The organism is Mycolicibacterium sp. P4_G11, from assembly GCF_056555145.1.
Window position 1 is genome coordinate 374088 of the sequence record NZ_JBFUJW010000002.1, and the last position, 20514, is coordinate 394601.

A 20514-nucleotide genomic window follows, 5' to 3' on the forward strand; every position below is an offset into this window, starting at 1 on the left:
AGCGTATAGGTGTGACAGCTGTCACGACCGACACGCAGGCCGCCCACGAGGCGGCCGTTCAGCGACTGCTGGACAGCTACCGCGCCATCCCGCGGGGCAAGACGGTGCGGTTGGCGAAACCGACATCGAACCTGTTCCGGGCGCGGGCGCGCACCAAGACCAAGGGTCTGGACGTCACGGGGCTCGACGGCGTGCTCGCCGTCGACACCGAGTCCCGCACCGCGGACGTCCAGGGCATGTGCACCTACGAGACGCTGGTGGCGGCGACGCTGCCGTTCGGCCTGGCGCCGTTGGTCGTGCCGCAACTCAAGACCATCACCCTCGGTGGCGCGGTGACGGGGCTGGGCATCGAGTCGACGTCGTTCCGCAACGGCCTGCCGCACGAGTCCGTGCTGGAGCTGGACATCCTCACCGGCGCCGGTGAGGTGGTCACCGCATCCCCGGACACCCACTCGGATCTCTTCTATGCCTTCCCGAATTCCTATGGGACGCTGGGCTATTCGGTGCGGCTACGCATCGAACTGGAACCGGTGCGGCCGTTCGTCAAACTGAGGCACCTGCGCTTTCACCGCGTGGCCGACCTGGTCGACGCACTGCAGCGCATCCTCGACACCGGCGGATATGACGGCGTCCAGGTCGACTATCTCGACGGCGTCGTGTTCGGTCCCGACGAAAGCTACCTGTGTCTGGGGATGAAGACCGGAACCGACGGCCCGGTCAGCGATTACACCGGCCAGCACATCTTCTACCGCTCCATCCAGCACGACTCCGGAGAGCGGCACGACCGGCTGACCACCGGCGACTATCTCTGGCGCTGGGACACCGACTGGTTCTGGTGCTCCGAGGCGTTCGGCGCGCAACGTCCGCTCGTGCGGCGGCTGTGGCCCCGCCGATACCGGCGCAGCAGCGTCTACTGGAAGCTCGTCGGCCTGGACCAGCGGTTCCGCATCGCCGACCGCATCGAGCGGCACAGCATCCTTGCCCCGGATCAGCCCCTGCGCGAGCGGGTGGTGCAGGACGTCGAGGTGCCGGTCGAGCGCGTCGTCGACTTTCTCGAGTGGTTCCTGGCGCACGTGCCCATCACCCCGATCTGGTTGTGTCCGTTGCGGTTACGCGGCGACACTCGTTGGCCGCTGTATCCGATCGAGCCCCACCGCAGCTACGTCAACCTCGGGTTCTGGTCATCGGTTCCGGCCGGACGGGTGGCCGGCGAGACGAACCGGCTGATCGAGGACAAGGTCGATGAGTGCGGCGGCCACAAATCCCTGTACTCCGAGTCGTTCTATTCACCCGAGGATTTCGACCGGCGCTACGGCGGTGCGGAGTACCAGAAGGTCAAGGACGTTTACGACCCCGAATCGCGGCTATTAGGTCTCTATGAGAAGGCGGTACAACGGCAATGACGACAACTGACGACCGCGGTACGGCCGACGGGAAGCTGACCTTGGCCGAGGTGCTGGAGAGCTTCTCGAGTGGTCGGCTGCCCCTGAAATTCGAAGCGTACGACGGCAGTTCGGCCGGCCCCGAGGACGCCGAACTGGGACTGAATCTGCTCACGCCACGAGGCACCACGTACCTGGCGACCGCACCCGGCGACCTGGGCCTGGCGCGCGCCTACGTCGCGGGTGACCTCGCGGCCGTCGGCGTCCATCCGGGCGATCCGTACGAGCTCATCAAAGCCCTGGGCGACAAGGTGGAGTTCAAGCGTCCGCCGCTGCGGGTGCTGGCGAACATCGTGCGGTCCATCGGATTCGAACACCTGCTGCCCATCGCCCCACCGCCGCAGGAGGCCCTGCCGAAATGGCGCCGGATGGCAGAAGGGCTGCGGCACAGCCGAATCCGGGATGCCGAGGCCATCCACCACCACTACGACGTGTCGAACGCCTTCTACGAGCGGGTGCTCGGTCCGTCGATGACGTACACGTGCGCCTGCTACCCGCACCCGGACGCCACGCTCGAGGAAGCCCAGGAGAACAAGTACCGGCTGGTGTTCGACAAGCTGCGGTTGCAGCCCGGCGACCGGCTGCTCGACGTCGGCTGCGGCTGGGGCGGCATGGTCCGGTACGCCGCCCGCCACGGTGTCCAGGCCATCGGGGTGACGCTGTCCGCGGAGCAGGCCGACTGGGCCCAGCGCGCCATCGCCGATGAGGGCCTGTCCGACCTCGCCCGCGTCCTGCACGGCGACTACCGCGACGTGCGGGAGGGGCGCTTCGACGCGGTGTCCTCGATCGGCCTGACCGAGCACATCGGCGTCGCCAACTACCCGGCGTACTTCCGGTTCCTACGCGACCGGCTGCGCCCCGGCGGGCTGCTGCTCAACCACTGCATCACCCGGCCGCACAACCACGCCGGCAGCATCGGCGGATTCATCGACCGCTACGTCTTCCCCGACGGGGAACTCACCGGCTCGGGCCACATCATCGCCACCGCCCAGGACGCCGGGCTGGAGGTGCTGCACGAGGAGAACCTGCGCCAGCACTACGCCCTGACGCTGCGCGACTGGTGCGCCAACCTGGTGCGGAACTGGGACGACGCGGTCGCCGAGGTCGGCCTGGCCACAGCCAAGGTCTGGGGCATGTACATGGCCGGTTCGCGCGTGGGCTTCGAGACCAATGTGGTTCAGCTGCACCAGGTTCTGGCCGTCAAGCTCGACGAACACGGCGCCGACGGCGGGCTGCCGCTGCGGCCGTGGTGGACGCCCTGACTACTCCCCGATCGGCCGGGCGCCCAGCTCGCTCTTGAGCAGTTCCAGCGCCACTTCTTCGGGGTCGCGCCGTGGCACGTCCGTGCCACGGTCGTTGGCGGCGTCGGCCAGCATGTCCTCTTCTTCGGCGCGCTCCACGGCGGCCTGCTGCTCGGGCGTCGGGGCCGCAGCGCGTGGCGCCGACGCGGCAGGGGCGGCCCCCACCGCACCCGCGGGCGCGGCACCGGCGTCGCACCGCACCCGCCAGTTCACCCCGAGTGCGTCTTTGAGCGCCTCGCGGATGACGTCCGCGTTGTGCTGCTCGCTGAGTCGTTTCGCCAACGGCGGGGCCGGGTGTGCCAGCACCAGGGTGTCGCCCTCGATGCCGCGGACCGTCGCCTCCATCAGCATGGCTTCCAGCGAGCGGCTGCGGGCACGGACCTTCTCGCGCACCGTCGTCCACATGGCCCGCACCGCGGCCGCATCGGGCTCACCAGGCGTCCCCGCGGCAGCCGCGGCCGGCTGCTCGGGCGCCGGGGCTGCCGGTTCGGCAGCCGGCGGAGCGACGGGTTCCGGTGATGTTTCACGTTGAACCGGCGCAGGTTCGGGTGCCGGACGTGGCTCGGGCCGGGGAGCGGGCGGCGCGGGGGGCGCCGGAGCGGGCTCTGGTTCCGGCGCCGAAACCGACGGCGACGCTTGGCTTCTCCGCATGAACTGCCGATTGCTCGCCGCGGCAGCTGCGGCCGACGGAGCAGGCGGGGCGTCCGCGAACGACTCGGCAACCGGCGTCGCTGCCGGCGCCGCAACCGGGGTCGGTGCCGCCACGGGCGCTTGCCGCGGCGCGGCAGCGACCCCGCCCTCAGACGCCGGGATCGAGACGTTCATCCGCGTCTCGATGCGCTCGATCCGTTGCAGCAGAGCGGCTTCGGTGTCGCTGGCAGACGGCAGCAGCAGCCGGGCGCACACCACTTCGAGCAGCAGCCGGGGTGCCGTCGCGCCCCGCATCTCCCCCAGCCCGGCGTGCATCACCTCGGCGTAGCGGGTCAGCGTGGCGGTGCCGATCTGGGCCGCCTGGTCCCGCATGCGCTCCATGATGTCCTCGGGGGCGTCAACCACACCGCGGGCCGCCGCGTCCGGAACTATTTGCAGCACAATCAAATCCCGGAAGCGCTCCAGCAGATCGGTACCGAACCGCCGCGGGTCGTGGCCGGCGTCGATCACCGACTCCACGGCCCCGAAGAGCGCCGCACCGTCGCCGGCGGCCAGCGCGTCGACGGCCCGGTCGATCAGCGCCATGTCGGTGGCACCCAGCAGCGACAGCGCCCGCTGATAGACGACGCGATTCTCCTCGGCACCGGCCAGCAGCTGGTCGAGCACCGACAACGTGTCGCGGGGCGAACCGCCGCCCGCGCGGATGACCAAGGGGTAGACCGCGTCGTCGACCTGTACGTCTTCTTGCGTGCAGATCTTCTCGAGCAGGCCGCGCATGGTCTTCGGCGGCAGCAGCCGGAACGGGTAGTGGTGGGTACGCGACCGGATGGTCGGCAGCACCTTCTCCGGCTCCGTGGTGGCGAACACGAAGATCAGGTGCTCCGGCGGCTCCTCGACGATCTTGAGCAGCGCGTTGAAACCGGCATTGGTCACCATGTGCGCTTCGTCGATGATGAAGATGCGGTAGCGGGACTGCGCCGGCGCGTAGAACGCCCGGTCCCGGAGTTCACGGGTGTCGTCGACGCCACCGTGGCTGGCCGCGTCGAGCTCGACGACGTCGATGTTGCCCGGCCCGTTGGGCGCCAGCGCCACGCACGAATGGCACTCGCCGCAGGGGTTGGCCGTCGGGCCCTGCTCGCAGTTCAGCGAGCGGGCCAGGATGCGCGCCGACGACGTCTTACCGCAGCCGCGCGGCCCGGAGAACAGGTAGGCGTGGTTGATCCGGCCCGATTCCAGCGCGTTGCACAGCGGCTCGGTGACATGCTCCTGCCCGACAACCTCAGCGAAACTTGCCGGTCGGTACTTGCGGTAGAGAGCCACGGGAGAAGGCTACCGAGCCCGTCCGACGGTCCGCATGCCACAGTCCGATGCGATCGGCCACACTGGCCGGCATGGCACTCTTCGGACGCTCTGGCGATGTTTCGTACGACGATCTGCTGAACCGGATCGCCGATCTGGAGCGCCGGGTCGCGACCTTGGAACGTGCCGGCCACGGCGGCAGCGTGAGTCCGCCTCCGCCGGCCGGACCGCAGCCGTCCGGAGGCGCGGGGGTCAGCCAGGAAGTCTGGCGGCTGGCGGCCTCCGGGCAGAAGATCCAGGCCATCAAACGTCTGCGCGAGGAGACCGGGATGGGCCTGAAAGAAGCGAAGGACGTCGTCGACCGGCTATAGCCGGCTGACCCTGACGTGGTGGCGCACCCCACTCGCACAAATGCGCCCTGGATGCAGGGTCAACGCAAGGGCTGACCTAGTCCTTCAGCAGCACCTCGGTCGCAGCCAGCAGCGCGCACGTCGCCAGCCCGTCGATGGCGACCCGCAGGTCGGGCAGTGACGGGAAGGTCGGTGCGATCCGGATGTTCTTGTCCTCCGGGTCCTTCTTGTACGGGAACGACGCGCCGGCCGCGGTCACCGCGATACCGGCGTCCTTGGCCAGGGCCACGGTCCGCTTCGCGGTGCCCGGCCACACATCCAGGCTGACGAAGTAGCCGCCCTTGGGGTCGGTCCACGATGCGATCTTCGACTCGCTGAGCCGGTCGTCGAGAATCTCGGCGACCGCCGCGAACTTCGGCGCCATCAGCGCCTGGTGGCGCTGCATGTGCAGGCGCACGCCGTCGGCGTCGCCGAAGAACCGGACATGCCGCAGCTGGTTGATCTTGTCCGGGCCGATGGTCTTCTTCTCGGCGTGCTGCAGGTACCACGCGATGTTGCCGAGCGAGCCGCCGAAGAAGCTGACCCCGGCGCCGGCGAAGGTGATCTTGGACGTCGAGGCGAACACGTACGGCCGGTTCGGGTTGCCCGCGGTGGCGGCCAGGCCGACGACGTCGATGTTCGGTACCGAATCGTGTGTCAGCGTGTGCACGGCGTAGGCGTTGTCCCAGAACAGCCGGAAATCCGGTGCCGCCGTTTGCATCTGCACCAGGCGCCGGGTGACCTCCCAGGAATAGGTGACGCCAGTCGGGTTGCCGAAGACCGGGACGCACCACATGCCCTTGATCGCCGGGTCGGCCGCGACCAGTTCCTCGATGAGGTCGACGTCGGGGCCGTCCTCGAGCATCGGCACGGGGATCATCTCGATGCCGAAGCTCTCGGTGATCGCGAAGTGCCGGTCGTACCCGGGCGACGGGCACAGGAATTTCAGCACGGGTTCCTGGACCCACGGCCGCGGCGAGTCGACGCCGCCGTACAGCAGCGAGAACACGATGACGTCGTGCATCAGCTCCAGGCTGGCGTTGTTGCCGGCGATCAGGTTCGACACCGGCAGGCCGAGCAGTTCACCGAAGATGGCCCGCAGCTCGGGCAGACCATGGAGGCCGCCGTAGTTGCGGGTGTCGACACCGTCGGCGGACCGGTAGTCCTCGCCGGGCAGGCTCAGCATCGCGTTCGACAGGTCGAGCTGCTCCGCCGCCGGCTTACCGCGGGTCAGGTCGAGCGTCAGGTTGCGGGCCTGCAGTTCGGCGTAATTGCGCTGTTGCAGATCGTGCTGAGCCTGCAATTCGTCACGGCCGAGGGACAGAAACGACACGGCGCGCCTTTCGCATCAGATCGCGAAAACATAGGGGACCCCGCGCACCCGCCAGAGCCCATTGACCCTTGCTGCCTTCCGGCCCTGGGGGAGTTCACAGGATGGACGCCGCGCGGGGTCCGGCCATGAGTGTAGTACCCACCCAGTGGCACGCCGGTAGGGCGTCGGATTCGGGTCGGGTACCCTTGTCGACGGAGGATTCGCCTAGTGGCCTATGGCGCTCGCCTGGAACGCGGGTTGGGTTAACAGCCCTCAGGGGTTCAAATCCCCTATCCTCCGCACTCGGTCCGGGGTGCGACCAGCTGATCAGCAGGTGCATGCGGCGGCCGGTAGCGATCCTTTGGCACGCGTCGTTCCTGGTGCTCGCCGGGCTGTTGTACTTCTTCTTCGCACTGCCTCGCTGGAATGAGCTGACGGGCGACTGGTCGCACAGCCTCGGCACCTCGATGCGCATCGTGTGCGGCCTGCTCGTCGCGTTGTCGGCACTGCCGGTCCTGTTCACCCGCCAGCGCACCGCCCTGCCCGAGTACGCCACCCCCGAGTTGGCGCAGTCCTTGCGCACCTGGTCGATCGTCCTGCACATCGTGGCCGGCGTCCTGATCATCGGCGCTGCCATCAGCGAGATCTGGCTGACCCTGGATCAGGCCGGCACCTGGCTGTTCGGTATCTACGGCGGCGCGGCCGGCCTGGCCCTGCTCGCCGCCCTGGCGTTCTACCTGGCGTTTGTCGCCGAACTGCCGCCGCCGCCCCCGGCGCCGCTGAAGGTCAAAGAGGGCACGCGCCGCGGCCGCGGCAAGGACGACGAGGCCGGCGAAGAGACCACCGCCGAGGCCGACGAAGACGCGGCCGAGGCAGCAGAGAGCGACGACGCCGGTAACGCCGACGAAGCCGAGTCCGATGAAGCCGCCAAGACGTCCGGCGAAGAGACCGCCGACACCAACGAGGACGAGGCTGACGAAAAGGCGACTGATGACGCCCCCGCCGGTAAGCTGCGCAACCGTCGCTCCGGCAAGGGTTCCGGCTTGTTCGGGCGCGGAGCCTAAGGGCCTACCTTCAGGGCCATCACCTCGCAGTCCGGAGGACAGCACATGGGCGGGTTCCGCTTCTGCGGTCGGTTCGGCACCGCGGTCACCGCGGCAGCTGTTGCCATGGCCACCATCAGCCTTGCCCCGCTCTCCCACGCTGACCCGTCCGCGGCCGACACCGTCGAACCCGCGACCGCACGCGTCGACACCGTCATCAACTACCAGCACGCCATCGGCGCCGGGACCGGCTTCGTGCTGGATTCCAACGGCGCGCTGCTGACGAATTTCCACGTCGTGCAGGGTGCCGACAAGGTGACCGCGACCGTCGGCGGGCGACCGTTCCGCGCGGATCTGGTCGGCTACGACCGGCACCGCGACATCGCCGTGCTGCAGTTGCGCGGCGCAGCCGACCTGCCGGTGGCCTCGCTGGGCGACTCGTCGACGTTGGCTGTCGGCGACGAGGTCGTGGCGCTGGGTAACGCCGACGGCAGCGGCAGCTCACTGACTCACGAAGCCGGCCACATCATCGGGCTGAACCGCACCATCACCGCGAGAGATGAGCTCACAGGCAGTTCTGAGCAGGTGACGGGCCTGATCCAGTTCGCGGCCCCGGTCCGGGCCGGTGATTCGGGCGGCCCCTTGGTCTCCACCGACGGCCGGGTGGTCGGGATGACGGTCGCGGCGACGCTGAACTTCCGCATGGGCCCGGGCGGCGAGGGCTTCGCGATCCCGATCAACGAGGCGCTGGCGACAGCCGCGCAGATCCGGGCGGGTACGGCGTCGAACAACATTCACATCGGGCAGCCGACGCTGCTCGGTGTCGGGGTGGGCGGCACCGATGAGCACTCGCAGCTGCCCGGCGTGCTGATCCGCGACGTGATCAGCGGCGGGCCCGCGCAAATCGCCGGGATGGTTCCGGGCGACGTGCTGGTGAGCATCGACGCCGTCACCGTCAGCTCGGCCGGCGCGCTCACCAGCGTGCTGGACCGGCACTACGCGGGTGACGTCGTCGAACTGTTCTGGATCGACCGCGCGGGCCAGCAGCACACCGCCAAGACCACGCTGACGTCCTGACACGCAATTTTCTGGCAACAATTTCGACTAGCTCGTCAAAGTAGCTGGCTACAGGTGTTAACCGGGTACTTACCCGTATGACAATTTGCCACTGCTCCGCGGCGTCCCGTAATGGCGTTCCGGTGGCCAGTGAAGCCCTTGGCGGGGGCCGCATCGAGGGTTAGATTGGCGACATCAGAGACGGAATGAGCCTTCGGTCACAGCTGTTCACGCGGCGGTTACCCGGTCAAAGGGAGTAGCCAAGTGGTCCACCTCTACGTGGAGGCGTACACAGCGATTTGGGCTGTTGTGACACTGGCGACCTATCTCCTCGGCCGCCGATTCAGCAACGACGAACGGCCGGACCACCAAGCCCTCACCAGCGTGCTGGCCGGAGCGATGTGGCCCGTCGTCGTGGTCGGCGTCCTGGAAGCGTTCACCGTTACGTTGATGTCCGGCAGCCATGCCTGGCGCGACCCGGCTCCTGTCGAGCCGGCCTACGTCGCCACCGTCGCGCCGCTGACGTAGCGCTCAAGCCACCCCGCGCAGGTGGGACGCGGACGCCCCGATGCTGGCGTGGTCCTCGCCGGTCATGGTGTGCAGCAGCGCTTTCTGCTCACGCGATCCACGGTCGGCAGCGCGGTCCGAACCGCCCGGCAGGACCAGCGCCGCGATGCTGCGGACGCCGTTGACGGGGATGCGGAGCAACGGATACCACGGCGGCATGTAGGCCGGCAGCCCCAGCGTGCGCATCACCCGGGGCCCCAGGAAGGCCGTCGTCACCGACAGGTGCTGCGCCCAGGCCAGCCGCCGGCGAAGGCCTGCCGCACCGCGGTAATGCCAGCTCAGCGGGTCGCGCGCCATCGGTACCGACAGTTGTTTGGTGGTCTCGTCGGAGACCGCCAGCGCCGTGGACGTGTGATAGAGGATGCGCACGCTGTCGCGGAAGGACCGCGGCAGCCATTCGTCCTGCACACCCATCAGCCAGCCCACGTACCGGGTGAGGTGAGCGATGCTGCTCAACTCGGCGGGCGTGGCCACGATGCCCATGGCCAGGCCACCGAGGGTCGGCGCGATCAGCGCACCGACCAGCGTGGCCGCCATGTCGGTCTGATTGACCGGCAGTCCCCACTGCTCGGCGCGCCAATCCGGCAGCGCCTGCACGTGCCGGCGCACCATGGCATGGACGAACCGGACACGGATCGTGGACCGGTACCCCGAACCGAACTTGTCCAGCCCACCGGCAGCGATCACGTCGAGCGCCCATTGCATGGTCTCGGCGAACCGCTGGTTGGAGCCCTTCTCCAGGGCTCCGGTCCGCAGCAGGGTCTGGTTGAACCCGGAGAACTGGTAGCCGCCCAGCAGTGCCACATCCCGCGCGATGTACATGCCGTCGGCGCCGCCACGACGCAGCGCCCGCTGCCCGATCCGCAGTGCTTCGTGGTCAACCCAATCGGGCGTGGCCTCGATCGATTCGAAGAACTGACGCAACGGCTCCGGCGCCTCCGGCACGCTGGCGATACCGTCGGCAAGGGCGCGGTCGAACAACGGCCGCAGCTGCTTCGTCCCCGTCTCCGACATCCAGGCGACCAATGAATCCATGGGCTCGTCGCCGGCGTTGAGACGCTCACCCAGCCGCTGCCACCCCGCCGAATCGGGTTTCCCGATGGCCAGCATGGTGGCGAACGAACTGATCGCCGCGGGTACCGGTTGCGGCCGGTCGGGATGGCGTGCCGGGATCGGCAGGGACATCGGGCTCAACTCCTGGTCATCATTGACAACGTATGTAGTCAAAAGTAGGCGGTACCCGGGGTCTCGTCAATGGCGAAACGGATGCGAGCGCATAGGCTGGCCCTCATGTGGCGGGGAGAACAGTCCAAGCATCAGGGTCGGAACACACTGGCAGCTGCGATCACGGCGCTCGGAATCGGCGCCGGCGTCGCAGTCGGCGCGGCGCCGGCCGCCACGGCGGCGGACGCCCCCGATCAGGTGGCGATGACGACCATCGACGACATCGCGGCCGGCAACTACGCCGCGGTCAGCGCCCGGTTCGACCCGGAGCTGCAAAAGAAGCTGTCGGTCAAGGCATTACAACAGGTGTGGGACAGCTACCAGCGCACGTTCGGGGCATACCAGTCCCACGGCGGTCCCGAGGACACACCCCGCGGCGACCTCACCGTGGTGAACATCCCGCTGCAGATGGATCGCATGCCCGGCCAGTTCCGGGTCAAGATTCACCCCGACGGCACCATCGCGGGCGTCTACTTCCTCCGGGAAGGCGTGCCGGTCCCCTGACCGTCAGGGCAGGCGCGGGTCGATCAGCGTGACTCCGACGGGGCTCGCGGCACCGAACTCAGGCAGCAGGCGCGCGCCTTCGGCCAGCCCCACCACCCGCTCGACCAGGGTCTGCGGGCGCAGCGTGCCCGCGGCAACCAGGTGCAGCATCTCGGGGTAGTCGGCGCTCGCCATGCCGTGTGAGCCCAAAACGTCCAATTCCCAGGCGATTACGCGGTCCATGGGCACCTGCGGATGCCCGTCGACGTTGGGTAGCAGGCCCACCTGGACGTGGCGCCCCTGCCTGCGCAGGCTGTGTATCGCGTCGGCACACGTCCCCACGGTGCCCACCGCGTCGACCGCGACGTGGCTGCCGCCACCGGTGATGTCGTGCACCGCCGTGGCCACGTCGGCGCCGTTGGCGAGCACGGTTTCGGTGGCGCCCAGACTGCGTGCCAGTTCCAGCGCGGCTGGCGTGCGGTCGACGGCGATGACGTTGGCGCCGGCGGCGGCTGCCACCTGGACGGCACTCAGCCCCACACCGCCGACGCCGATCACCGTGACCCACTCTCCGGGCCGGACGTCGGCACGGGCCCGCAGTGCGCGGTACGCGGTGGCGAACCGGCACCCCAGCGCCGCTGCCGCGGCGTCGTCGATATCTTCCGACACGGCAACGAGATTCGTGTCCGCCGCGTGCAGGGCCACGTATTCGCCGAATGAGCCCCAATGGGTGAAACCCGGCTGGGTCTGGTCAGGGCACACCTGCGCCTGACCACCGTCGCACCATTCGCAGCGGCCGCAGCCACACACGAACGGCGTGGTGACCCGATCACCGACGTGCCAGCGCCGGACGTCGGCGCCCACCGCGACCACTTCCCCGACCAGTTCATGTCCGGGTACGTGCGGGAGTGCGACGCCGTCATCGTGCCCGGCCCAGGCATGCCAGTCGCTGCGGCACAACCCGGTCGCATGCACCTGCACCACCACGCCACCGGGCGACGGCGCCGGGTCCGCGACGGTCCGGACGTCCACCGGCCCGCCGAATTGCTCGAAGATCACCGCACGCATCAGGCCATCGTGCCCCGCCCGTCACGGCGCCGGGCAGGCACCCCCGCGCGTCGGACGAGCCGGTGGCACGGCAGCGAGCAACGTGCGGGTGTAGTCGTGTTCCGGATGCGCGAACAGCTCTGCGGCAGCGCGATATTCGACCGATTCACCCCCGCGCAGCACCAGGACGTCATGGCTCATCCGCTCGATCACCGCCAGGTCGTGACCGATGAACAGGTAGGTCAGGCCACGTTCGTGCTGCAGCCTGGTCAGCAGATCCAGCACCTTGGCCTGCACCGACACATCGAGCGACGCCGTGGCTTCGTCGAGGATCAACAACTCGGGCGCCGCGGCCAGCGCCCGGGCGATGTTGACGCGCTGACGCTCGCCGCCGGACAGCTCGTGCGGATACCGCGCCGCGTAGTCGGCCGGCAGCTCGACGGAGTCCAGCAGCTCACGCACCCGCACCTGCCGCCCCTTGGCCGGTCCCGCCAACGGCTCGGCGATCGAAACACCCACCGGGATAAGGGGATTCAGCGACGAGAACGAGTCCTGGAAGACCAGGCCGATGCGGCGGCGTACGGCCTTGCGGTCCCGGCGTTTGACCGTCAACACGTCGGTGCCGTCCAGCAGCGCTCGGCCGCCTTCGGGTTTGAGCAGACCGGTCAGCGCCGCTGCCACGGTCGACTTCCCCGAACCCGACTCCCCCACCAGACCCAGCGTCGTCCCCCGCCGAATCTGGAACGACACGTCCTTGACCGCGTGGATCACCATCGGGCCGGTCGGCGTGCTCACGGAGAACTTGACGTCCAGATCGGAGACGTCGAGCAGCGTCGCGGTGTCCGGTACGGTGCGGATGGGGTGCCCCAAAACCGGTCTGGCATCGAGTAATTCGCAGGTATAGGACTGCCGCGGCGCGTCGAAGATCGAGTCGACCGGCGCCTGTTCGACAGCCTCGCCACCGCGCAGCACGGTGACGGTGTCCGCGACTTCGCCGATCACCCCGAGGTCGTGACTGATCCACACCACAGCGGTACCGAACTCGCGCTGCAGGTCCCGCACCAGGGCGATGATCTGCGCCTGGGTCGTGACGTCCAGGGCTGTCGTCGGCTCGTCGGCGATCAGCAGCTCCGGGTCGCAGGCCAGGGCGATCGCGATCATCACCCGCTGGCGCTGACCTCCGGAGAGTTGATGCGGATAGTTGCGTAACCGGTGCTGGACGTCGGGTAGGCCCACGGCTTCCAGCAGTTCCAGCGCGCGCACGCGGGCCCGGCGACGGGTCAGCTGCCGATGCGTCTCGAGCGATTCGGTGATCTGCCGTTCGACGGTCAGCAGCGGATTCAGCGAGGTGCCCGGATCCTGGAAGACGAAACCGATCCGTCCGCCGTGCACGCGACGCAACGTCCGCGCCGAAGCGCCGACGAGTTCCTGTTGTCCGGCAAGGACACTCGAGCCGGCGACGACCGCACCCGGCGCGTCGAGCAGTCCGGTGGCGGCCAGCACCGTCGTCGACTTCCCGGAACCCGATTCGCCGACGATGCCGAGAGTCTGCTCGGGCTCGACTCCCAGCGAGACCCCGCGCACGATCTCACGACGCCCGATCCGCACGGACAAGTTGTCGACCGACAGCACACTCATGACCGCCGCCGCGCTTCGATCATGGTGCGCTGCTTGGGATCGAGCACGTCGCGCAGCCCGTCTCCGAGCAGGTTGCAGGCCAGCACGATGACGACGATGGCCGCCCCGGGGAACACCGCCATCCACCACGCCAGCGTGACGAAGCCCTGCGAATCGAAGATCATGCGGCCCAGTGACGGCTGCGGCGGCTGGATGCCCAGCCCCAGGAAGGACAACGCGGCTTCGGACAAGATGGCGAACGCCAGCGACAGCGAGGTCTGGACGACGAGAGGGCCGGTGATGTTCGGCAGCACATGCCGGGCCAGGATGTAGCCCGTGCCGGTGCCCATGGTCCTCGACACCGCCACGTACGGCTCCTCCCGTACCGCCAGCGTGCTGGCCCGCGCCACCCGCGCGAAGATCGGCACGTAGACGACGCTGATCGCGGCGATCGTCGTGGCCAGGCCCGGCCCGAGCACCGCGACGATCGCCATGGCCAGCAGCAGCACCGGGAACGCGAACATCACGTCGACGACCCGCATCACCACGGTGTCGGGCCACCCACCGCGGTACCCGGCGGCGACGCCCAACGCGGTGCCGACCACGGCCGCACATGCCACGCTGACCACCGCGACCGTCATCGACGCCTGCAGCCCCGTCAGGACCCGGGACAACACATCGCGCCCCAGTTCGTCCGTGCCGAACCAGTGCGCGCCGCTCGGTGGCCGCAGCGCGTGCGGAACGTCGACGTCGTTGATGCCGTACGGCACCAGCCAGTTGGCGCCCAGCGCGATGGCCACGGCGGCGACCACGACAGCGGCGCTGAGCACCGTGACGGGATTGGCGGGCAGTCTCATGAGAGCCGAATCCGCGGATCGACAAGGGCGTACAGCGCATCCACCACCAGGTTGACCGTCAGGAACAGGACCGCGATCAGCAGCACCGCGCCCTGGATCACGGGATAGTCGCGCGCGGCCACCGAGAGGTAGACCAACCGGCCCAACCCCGGCCAGGCGAACACCACCTCGACGACGATGACACCGCCGAGGATCGTCGCCAGCTGGATACCGGTGATGGTGAGGATCGGCACCAAGGCATTGCGCACGACGTGCCGCAGCGTGACCACCCGCGGCGGCAGGCCTTTCGAGCGCGCCGTCCGGACATAGCCCATCGCGGACACCTCCAGCACCGCGGAGCGGACGTAGCGGGTCATGATCGCAGCGGCCACCAGACCCACGGTCAGGCCCGGCAAGATCACGTGGCGCAACCAGCCGGCAGGGTCGTCGAACAGCGGCCGGTAGCCCGACGTCGGCAGCCAGCCCAAGGTCGTGGAGAACAGCGAGATGAGCAGGATGCCCAGCCAGAAGTCCGGGATGGACACCCCGAATTGGCTGATGACCCGGACGATCACATCGCTGAGCCGCCCCTCGCGCGTGGCGGCGTAGATACCGGCGGGCAGCGCGATCACCAGCGCCACCGCGATGCCGACGACGGCCAGCGACACGGTGGCCGGCAACCGCTCGGACAGCACCTGAGCCACCGGGTCGCCGCTGCGGAAGCTGACGCCGAGATTCCCCGTCGCGGCGTGCCCGAGGTAGCTGACGAACTGGGCGGGTAGCGGCCGGTCCAGACCGCTCGCGTGGCGCAGCGCGTCATACGCCTCGGGCGTGTACCTCGTCCCCAGAGCAATCCGCACCGGGTCGCCGGGAACCAGATGCGCCAGGGCGAACACCACGATCAGCACACCCACCAGAACCACCAGCGAGTAGACGAGCCGACGGGCCAGGAACCGCAGGATGATCATGGCCGGCCACCGCCGAGCACCGCGTCCCGGAACCGAATTGCCTTGTCACGCCTGGCCTCGTACCCGGTGAGCTTCGGTGACCACGCCTGCACCACCGCCGGGTTGTACAGGTAGAGGTAACTGACCTGGTCCGCGATGAGCGTGGCGGCCTGCGCGTAATCCTGGTGCCGCGCGCGCTGGTCGGCCTCGGTGCGGCCGGCGTCCAGCAGCGCGTCGACGCGCGGGTCGGAGAATTTCTGGGCGTTACTGGCACCGCCGGTGTGGTGCTGCGCGTAGTAGAAATCGTCGGGGTCGATGTTGCCGAGCCAGCCCATCATCAACATGTCGAAGTGCCCGGTGTGTTGTTCGTCGAGCCACGTGCCGAAGTCCACGGTGCGGATGGTGACCCGGATACCCAGCGGCGCAAGGTTGTCGGCGATCACCTGGGCGGCGGTCACGGTCTGCGGGTACTCACTGGTGACCAGCAGGTCCATGGCCGTCGGCGCCGAGCCGGCCTGCGCCAGCAGTTGTTTGGCGTGGTCGATGTCGTAGCGATACCGGTCGTAGGGCGTGTACCACGGGTTGCCCCGCGGAATCGCCAGCTGATTGGCCTGCGCCGCACCGTAACTGGTGGCCTGCACGATCGACGCCCGGTCGATGGCGTACGCGACGGCCTGCCGCACGCGCACGTCCTGCCATTGCGGCCGGGCCTCGTTGAGCGCCAGGTACCAGTAGTCGTTGCTCGGCGTCACCGCGAGGTGGATCGAATCGTCGCCCCGCAGCTGAGCGACCCGCTGCGGGGGCACCGCATCGGTCCAGTCGATCTCGCCGGCCTGCAGCGCCGCCAGCGCCGTGGACGGCTCGCTGATGAAGCGGAACGTCACGCCCGGAATTCGCGGGGCGCCGGCCCAGTAGCGCGGATTTGCGCGCAACGTGATCGCATCGCCGCTGCGCTGGCCGGCGAAGGCGAATGGTCCGGTGCCGATCGGGTGGCTCGCGATCTGCCCGTCCTCCACGTTGCGGCGCTGCACGATGGCCACGCCCTTGAAACCGCCGAGATTGGTCAGCAGGTTCGGTGTCGGGTGGGCCACGACGATCCGGACCGTGTGGTCATCCGTCGCGGTGACGTCGGTGACCGCGCTGAGCTTGTCGGCGTTGGCCAGCTTGCCGTCGATGATCCGGCGGTACGAGTAGACGACATCCGACGCGGTGAGCGGGCTGCCGTCGTGGAACGTCACGCCGGGCCGCAAACGGAACGTCCACGACAACTGATCAGGCGAGGTGATCCACGACTGCGCCAGAGCGGGCCGCATGATCAGCTCGGCGTCCGGTTCCACCAGGGTGTCGAAGACGTTCTCGAGGACCTCGAAGGAGAAGTACGCGCTGGTCTTGTGGGGGTCGAGCTGGTCGGGTTCGCCGGAGATCGCAGCGATCAGGTAGCCCGCGTCCCGGCCCAGGTCAACGCGGTGCGCGGGCGCACAGGACGCCCCAGCGAGGACGCAAACGGCGGCGAGCACGGCCGCTACCAGTCGCATGTCCGTCACTTCCGGGCCGGGGCCGGCATGCAGCGGAGGCCGGCGCACTCCTGCGTACCCCATACCCACCGACGAACCAGTTCACACTTGGTCAGCGATATGCGCTGTTCAGGGTGCAGAGAGGTAGCCCACTGAGCTACGATGCCGAGCGGATGTTTCTTCCTAACATCCGCTCTACATGAGAGAAGTTGGTATATGCCACAGGGAACTGTGAAATGGTTCAACAGTGAGAAGGGCTTCGGCTTCATCACTCCCGACGACGGGTCCAAGGATCTGTTCGTCCATTACTCGGAGATCAAGAGCAACGGTTTCCGCACCCTCGATGAGGGCCAGCGGGTCGAGTTCGAGGTCGGCCAGGGCAGCAAGGGCCCGGCTGCGACCGGAGTCACCGCGGTCTAACTGAGCTGCAACGCTCAGTGGGCTGGTGCGGAACGCTTCGCACCAGCCCTCAAAAGTCTTTCTTGACACTGTCGTACGGATGTCCAGGTTGCTGACCTGGACATCCGTCCGATGGCGTACCTAGCGGAGCTCTCCGGCCAGGTACTGCTGCTTGACCCGGGCGCGCTGCCGCTTGCCGCTGGCCGTCCGCGGAATGCTCCCGCGCGGCAGCACGATCACCTCGGACAGCACCAAGCCGAACGTTGTGCCTGTCTGGCTAGAGCCACCCGAGCGCACGCGCACCATTGTGGAGCACCATCGCGCCGATGACGACCATGATCACGGCCATCAACGCGGCGTTGTTCTTCTCCATCCAGTCTTTGAGCCGTCGCATCGTGTCGTCGAGCCGAGCACCGGCAATCGCGTAGGCCAGGGTCGGAATCGCCACTGTCGATGCGGCGACGATCACGAAGAAGGCCGCCGCCAACCAGTCACCCTCGAGGCCCAGCCCTGCAGTGCCGATCGCCAATCCGGCTGGCACACAGATCAATACGACATCCGGGCGCACCACCACCAGCGCCACACCCATCGCCGCCGCCCGCGCCGGGGTGACGGTCGCGACCTTCTTCATCCAGCCCGGCGAATCGGAACTGTTGCCGCGCGTGAACCAGCGATAGACGCCGAAGACGATGAGCCCGGCACCCAGCACGACTCGCAACCATGACGCCCAACTCGGTGGCGACTTGTGCACGTCGCTGAGCATGTGCGAGGCCTGGACGCACACCGCGATCACCGCCGCCAAGCCGACCGTCCAGCCGGCGAGGAACGCCAGTCCCGTCGGCCGGGGCCGCGGGGCCTGCAGGACCAACACCGCCGGGATGACGGTGATGGGCGACAGCGCCACCACCAGTCCGAGCGGAACGAGCCCGGTCAACACGGTGCCCCAGCTTCCAGTCATGGGCAGCAATCTACCCAGTGGATCGCCCCCGAGCCCGCACGATCGTCAATATGCGTCGATGTACGATCTCAGCGAACTTATTCGGTCATTTCTGGCTACCAAAAGGCACTGGCCGGTAGGTTGCCAGTTACTAGGTGATATTCACGCTGAGGAGGTGTCATCGTGCGACGACAGCAAAATATTTCAGTCTGCGTCAGCGACTCATCAGGACACCAGGTGAATACCCGCTCGCTGCGCGGAAAGCCACTCCGTTACCTCGCTGTGCTGGCGTTTCTGATCTCGACAACGGCACTCGGCTGCGGCACCGACGATCTGCAGGCACTGCCCAGCCCGCAGGGCGCGGCGCACACCTGCTCACCGTAGGTCCCGGTCCTTACTCGGCTGCACCCGCTTCGGCTCCCCCGGCATCTTGGGGTAGTTCGGCGGGTACGGCAGATCACCCAGTCCCCGGTCCTCGTCGGCCTGCACCATCTGGAGCAGCGGCCCCAGGGAGTGCGCGACGTCGTCGATGCCGGCCCACGGATCATCGCGCTGCGCAAGCAGACTCGGCACGGTGGCCATGGTGTAGTCGTCGGGATCGGCGTCGGCGAGCTCGGCCCAGGACAGTGGCGTCGATACCGTGGCGATCGGAGTCTTGCGCACCGAGTACGCCGAGGCGAAGGTCCGGTCCCGGGCGTTCTGGTTGTAGTCGATGAACAGCCGCTCGCCGCGCTCTTCCTTCCACCATGACGTCGTCACCGCGTCGGGCGCGCGCCGCTCCACTTCACGGGCCAGCGCGATACCGGCCCGGCGCACCGCGATGAAGTCCCAGTCCGGCTTGATCCGGACGAAGACGTGGACGCCTCGACCGCCTGAAGTCTTGGGATAACCGGCCAGGCCGAGTTCGTCGAGGATCGGTTTGAGCACACCGGTTGCGATCTCCCTCGCCTCCTTGAATCCGGTGCCCGGCTGCGGATCGAGGTCGATCCGCAGCTCGTCGGGATGCTCGACGTCCGGACAGCGCACCTGCCACGGATGCAGCGTGATGGTGCCCATCTGCGCGGCCCAGATGATGGCCGACGGGTGCGTCACCTTCAGCGCGTCAGCGGTGCGGCCTGACGGGAAGGTCACCGTGCAGGTCTCGAGATACTCGGGATGCTTTACCGGAACCCGCTTTTGGTAGATCTCTTCACCCTCGATGCCGTCCGGGAAGCGTTGCAAGTGGGTGGGCCGGTCCCGCAGCAACGTCACCATCCGGTCGGCGACGGCCAGGTAGTAGTCAACCATCGTGCGCTTGGTGCCCTTGCTGCCCAACTGCGGGAAGTACACCTTGTCGGGGCTGGTCAACCGGACGGCGACGCCGTCGACATCGAGTTCTTCTGCGGCGCTTGCCATCAGTTCTTCTCCAGGACGTCGTACAGGTCGTAGTTCAGCGGCACGTCGAGCTGGTCGAAGGTACAACTCTCCGGGTCCCGGTCCGGGCGCCAGCGCCGGAACTTCACCGTGTGCCGGAATCGTCTGCCATGCACGGTGTTTCCCTCCATCTGGTCGTACGCCACCTCGCACACCTTCTCTGGGCGGATCGGAATCCAGGTCTTGTCGGCGGCCGAATTCCAGCGGCTCGGCTCGCCGTCCTGCGCGTCACCGGTGGCCAGCGGCTCCAGCTCGGCCAGCAGCGCGATGCGGTCTTTGACGCTGAATGATGCTGCGCCACCGACCATATGGAGGTTTCCGTCGCTGTAGAGGCCCAGCAGGATCGACCCGATGCCCTCGCCACTCTTGTGAATGCGATAGCCGATCGCCACACAGTCTGCATCGCGGGCGTGCTTGACCTTGACCATCTCCCGCTTGCCCGGCAGGTAAGCACCGTCGAGGCGTTTGGCGATCACACCGTCGAGCCCGGCCCCCTCGAATGTGGTCAGCCAATGTGCGCCCTGCTCAGGATCCTCGGTCGTCCGCGTGACATGGCACCACTGCTTCTCACTCACCAGATCCTGCAACGCGGCCCGGCGGACGCGGAACGGCTCGGCCAGCAGACTGCGGTCACCGTCAGCCAGCGCGTCGAATCCGATGAAGTGGGCGGGCGTCTGTTCGGCCAGCATCTGCACCCGGCTGGCCGCGGGATGGATGCGCTGGCTCAACGATTCCCAATCGAGCCGGATGCGGCCGTTGATCTCCCGCGGCACCACCACTTCGCCGTCGAGCACGCAGCGCGGCGCGATCTCGTCCCGCAGCGCCGCCAGCAGCTCAGGGAAGTACCGGCCCAGCTCTTTTCCGTTGCGCGATTGCAGCACCACCTCGTCGCCGTCACGGAACACCAGGGCGCGGAACCCGTCCCATTTGGGTTCGTAGGACCACAGCCCGGCCTCGTCCGGCACTTTCACGGCGGCCTTGGCCAGCATGGGGTCTATCGGTGGCTGCACGGGTAAGTCCACGGTCTCCATACTCAC

Annotated in this window: 21 protein-coding genes, 1 tRNA gene and 1 other RNA gene; 10 read left to right on the forward strand and 13 right to left on the reverse strand. The window is 68.1% G+C overall.

Annotation, left to right across the window (positions count from 1 at the left end; genetic code table 11):
- Positions 1-11 precede the first annotated feature (11 nt).
- Complete coding sequence (locus AC1U2B_RS05440; protein ID WP_071286521.1) at positions 12-1403, forward strand: FAD-binding oxidoreductase; 1392 nt, start codon at positions 12-14, stop codon at positions 1401-1403.
- Positions 1400-2704 (forward strand): class I SAM-dependent methyltransferase, encoded by a 1305-nt coding sequence (locus tag AC1U2B_RS05445; protein ID WP_480215969.1) that lies wholly within the window; start codon positions 1400-1402, stop codon positions 2702-2704. The genes AC1U2B_RS05440 and AC1U2B_RS05445 overlap by 4 nt, the downstream gene beginning before the upstream one ends.
- Here AC1U2B_RS05445 and AC1U2B_RS05450 read toward each other — a convergent pair whose 3' ends face one another.
- Positions 2705-4714: a DNA polymerase III subunits gamma/tau gene (locus tag AC1U2B_RS05450; protein WP_480215970.1), complete on the reverse strand. Its 2010-nt coding sequence runs from the start codon at positions 4712-4714 to the stop codon at positions 2705-2707.
- A 71-nt stretch (positions 4715-4785) separates the two neighbouring features.
- On the opposite strand from AC1U2B_RS05450, the gene AC1U2B_RS05455 reads away from it, so the two are divergent.
- Positions 4786-5064: a ribosomal protein L7/L12 gene (locus AC1U2B_RS05455; protein WP_260935698.1), complete on the forward strand. Its 279-nt coding sequence runs from the start codon at positions 4786-4788 to the stop codon at positions 5062-5064.
- Between the two features lie 76 nt (positions 5065-5140).
- Here AC1U2B_RS05455 and AC1U2B_RS05460 read toward each other — a convergent pair whose 3' ends face one another.
- Both AC1U2B_RS05460 and ffs read right to left on the reverse strand, forming a co-directional pair.
- A complete protein-coding gene (locus AC1U2B_RS05460; RefSeq protein ID WP_480215971.1) occupies positions 5141-6415 on the reverse strand; it encodes an aspartate aminotransferase type Ic in 1275 nt (424 codons plus the stop codon).
- A 28-nt stretch (positions 6416-6443) separates the two neighbouring features.
- Positions 6444-6540, reverse strand: an RNA gene (ffs, locus tag AC1U2B_RS05465) — signal recognition particle sRNA small type.
- A gap of 68 nt (positions 6541-6608) precedes the next feature.
- Here ffs and AC1U2B_RS05470 point away from each other — a divergent pair.
- The 4 genes from AC1U2B_RS05470 to AC1U2B_RS05485 all read left to right on the forward strand — a co-directional run bounded on the left by AC1U2B_RS05470 (position 6609) and on the right by AC1U2B_RS05485 (position 9021).
- Positions 6609-6694, forward strand: a tRNA-Ser gene (locus AC1U2B_RS05470).
- 38 nt (positions 6695-6732) lie between these two features.
- Complete coding sequence (gene lucA / locus AC1U2B_RS05475) at positions 6733-7458, forward strand: lipid uptake coordinator LucA (RefSeq protein WP_480215972.1); 726 nt, start codon at positions 6733-6735, stop codon at positions 7456-7458.
- A gap of 45 nt (positions 7459-7503) precedes the next feature.
- Positions 7504-8514 carry a S1C family serine protease gene (locus AC1U2B_RS05480; RefSeq protein ID WP_260935689.1) on the forward strand — a complete coding sequence of 337 codons (1011 nt, stop codon included), beginning with the start codon at positions 7504-7506 and terminating at the stop codon, positions 8512-8514.
- 243 nt (positions 8515-8757) lie between these two features.
- Complete coding sequence (locus tag AC1U2B_RS05485) at positions 8758-9021, forward strand: hypothetical protein (protein WP_480215973.1); 264 nt, start codon at positions 8758-8760, stop codon at positions 9019-9021.
- A gap of 3 nt (positions 9022-9024) precedes the next feature.
- On the opposite strand, the gene AC1U2B_RS05490 is transcribed toward AC1U2B_RS05485, so the two are convergent.
- On the reverse strand, positions 9025-10245 hold the full coding sequence (locus AC1U2B_RS05490; protein WP_480215974.1) for an oxygenase MpaB family protein: 1221 nt from the start codon (positions 10243-10245) through the stop codon (positions 9025-9027).
- A 105-nt stretch (positions 10246-10350) separates the two neighbouring features.
- Here AC1U2B_RS05490 and AC1U2B_RS05495 point away from each other — a divergent pair, with 105 nt between their 5' ends.
- Positions 10351-10788 carry a DUF3887 domain-containing protein gene (locus AC1U2B_RS05495; protein WP_480215975.1) on the forward strand — a complete coding sequence of 146 codons (438 nt, stop codon included), beginning with the start codon at positions 10351-10353 and terminating at the stop codon, positions 10786-10788.
- A 3-nt stretch (positions 10789-10791) separates the two neighbouring features.
- Here the strand turns inward: AC1U2B_RS05495 and AC1U2B_RS05500 are convergent, their stop codons facing one another.
- From AC1U2B_RS05500 to AC1U2B_RS05520, 5 genes are read right to left on the reverse strand one after another with little or no spacing between them, the layout of a single operon-like run.
- Positions 10792-11835, reverse strand: a complete 1044-nt coding sequence (locus AC1U2B_RS05500; protein WP_480215976.1) for a zinc-binding dehydrogenase — start codon at positions 11833-11835, stop codon at positions 10792-10794.
- Between the two features lie 21 nt (positions 11836-11856).
- Entirely contained in the window at positions 11857-13452 is a 1596-nt protein-coding gene (locus AC1U2B_RS05505) for a dipeptide ABC transporter ATP-binding protein (RefSeq protein WP_480215977.1), read from the reverse strand.
- A complete protein-coding gene (locus AC1U2B_RS05510) occupies positions 13449-14288 on the reverse strand; it encodes an ABC transporter permease (protein WP_480215978.1) in 840 nt (279 codons plus the stop codon). The genes AC1U2B_RS05505 and AC1U2B_RS05510 overlap by 4 nt, the downstream gene beginning before the upstream one ends.
- Positions 14285-15235 (reverse strand): ABC transporter permease, encoded by a 951-nt coding sequence (locus tag AC1U2B_RS05515; RefSeq protein WP_480215979.1) that lies wholly within the window; start codon positions 15233-15235, stop codon positions 14285-14287. Before AC1U2B_RS05515 ends, AC1U2B_RS05510 begins: the two co-directional genes overlap by 4 nt.
- Positions 15232-16749: an ABC transporter substrate-binding protein gene (locus tag AC1U2B_RS05520; RefSeq protein ID WP_480215980.1), complete on the reverse strand. Its 1518-nt coding sequence runs from the start codon at positions 16747-16749 to the stop codon at positions 15232-15234. The genes AC1U2B_RS05515 and AC1U2B_RS05520 overlap by 4 nt, the downstream gene beginning before the upstream one ends.
- 195 nt (positions 16750-16944) lie before the next feature.
- On the opposite strand from AC1U2B_RS05520, the gene cspE reads away from it, so the two are divergent.
- Entirely contained in the window at positions 16945-17148 is a 204-nt protein-coding gene (gene cspE / locus AC1U2B_RS05525) for a transcription antiterminator/RNA stability regulator CspE (RefSeq protein WP_043402873.1), read from the forward strand.
- A gap of 120 nt (positions 17149-17268) precedes the next feature.
- On the opposite strand, the gene AC1U2B_RS05530 is transcribed toward cspE, so the two are convergent.
- Positions 17269-17433 carry a hypothetical protein gene (locus AC1U2B_RS05530; RefSeq protein WP_480215981.1) on the reverse strand — a complete coding sequence of 55 codons (165 nt, stop codon included), beginning with the start codon at positions 17431-17433 and terminating at the stop codon, positions 17269-17271.
- Positions 17405-18085, reverse strand: a complete 681-nt coding sequence (locus AC1U2B_RS05535) for a GAP family protein (protein WP_480215982.1) — start codon at positions 18083-18085, stop codon at positions 17405-17407. The genes AC1U2B_RS05530 and AC1U2B_RS05535 overlap by 29 nt, the downstream gene beginning before the upstream one ends.
- A gap of 216 nt (positions 18086-18301) precedes the next feature.
- On the opposite strand from AC1U2B_RS05535, the gene AC1U2B_RS05540 reads away from it, so the two are divergent.
- Positions 18302-18448 carry a hypothetical protein gene (locus AC1U2B_RS05540; protein ID WP_260935637.1) on the forward strand — a complete coding sequence of 49 codons (147 nt, stop codon included), beginning with the start codon at positions 18302-18304 and terminating at the stop codon, positions 18446-18448.
- On the opposite strand, the gene ligD is transcribed toward AC1U2B_RS05540, so the two are convergent.
- Both ligD and AC1U2B_RS05550 read right to left on the reverse strand, forming a co-directional pair.
- Positions 18440-19459, reverse strand: coding sequence for a non-homologous end-joining DNA ligase (gene ligD, locus AC1U2B_RS05545; protein WP_480215983.1), 1020 nt, complete (start codon positions 19457-19459; stop codon positions 18440-18442). The two genes, AC1U2B_RS05540 and ligD, sit on opposite strands and share 9 nt — an antisense overlap.
- Complete coding sequence (locus tag AC1U2B_RS05550) at positions 19459-20508, reverse strand: ATP-dependent DNA ligase (RefSeq protein WP_480216073.1); 1050 nt, start codon at positions 20506-20508, stop codon at positions 19459-19461. Before AC1U2B_RS05550 ends, ligD begins: the two co-directional genes overlap by 1 nt.
- Positions 20509-20514: the final 6 nt, after the last annotated feature.

Coding starts and splice junctions, on each gene's coding strand:
- AC1U2B_RS05445 (WP_480215969.1), top strand. CDS start 1,400: ATGACGACAACTGACGACCGCGGTACGGCCGACGGGAAGCTGACCTTG.
- AC1U2B_RS05455 (WP_260935698.1), top strand. CDS start 4,786: ATGGCACTCTTCGGACGCTCTGGCGATGTTTCGTACGACGATCTGCTG.
- lucA (WP_480215972.1), top strand. CDS start 6,733: ATGCGGCGGCCGGTAGCGATCCTTTGGCACGCGTCGTTCCTGGTGCTC.
- AC1U2B_RS05480 (WP_260935689.1), top strand. CDS start 7,504: ATGGGCGGGTTCCGCTTCTGCGGTCGGTTCGGCACCGCGGTCACCGCG.
- AC1U2B_RS05490 (WP_480215974.1), bottom strand. CDS start 10,245: ATGTCCCTGCCGATCCCGGCACGCCATCCCGACCGGCCGCAACCGGTA.
- AC1U2B_RS05495 (WP_480215975.1), top strand. CDS start 10,351: ATGTGGCGGGGAGAACAGTCCAAGCATCAGGGTCGGAACACACTGGCA.
- AC1U2B_RS05500 (WP_480215976.1), bottom strand. CDS start 11,835: ATGCGTGCGGTGATCTTCGAGCAATTCGGCGGGCCGGTGGACGTCCGG.
- AC1U2B_RS05505 (WP_480215977.1), bottom strand. CDS start 13,452: ATGAGTGTGCTGTCGGTCGACAACTTGTCCGTGCGGATCGGGCGTCGT.
- AC1U2B_RS05510 (WP_480215978.1), bottom strand. CDS start 14,288: ATGAGACTGCCCGCCAATCCCGTCACGGTGCTCAGCGCCGCTGTCGTG.
- AC1U2B_RS05515 (WP_480215979.1), bottom strand. CDS start 15,235: ATGATCATCCTGCGGTTCCTGGCCCGTCGGCTCGTCTACTCGCTGGTG.
- AC1U2B_RS05520 (WP_480215980.1), bottom strand. CDS start 16,749: ATGCGACTGGTAGCGGCCGTGCTCGCCGCCGTTTGCGTCCTCGCTGGG.
- cspE (WP_043402873.1), top strand. CDS start 16,945: ATGCCACAGGGAACTGTGAAATGGTTCAACAGTGAGAAGGGCTTCGGC.
- AC1U2B_RS05530 (WP_480215981.1), bottom strand. CDS start 17,433: ATGGTGCGCGTGCGCTCGGGTGGCTCTAGCCAGACAGGCACAACGTTC.
- AC1U2B_RS05535 (WP_480215982.1), bottom strand. CDS start 18,085: ATGACTGGAAGCTGGGGCACCGTGTTGACCGGGCTCGTTCCGCTCGGA.
- ligD (WP_480215983.1), bottom strand. CDS start 19,459: ATGGCAAGCGCCGCAGAAGAACTCGATGTCGACGGCGTCGCCGTCCGG.
- AC1U2B_RS05550 (WP_480216073.1), bottom strand. CDS start 20,508: ATGGAGACCGTGGACTTACCCGTGCAGCCACCGATAGACCCCATGCTG.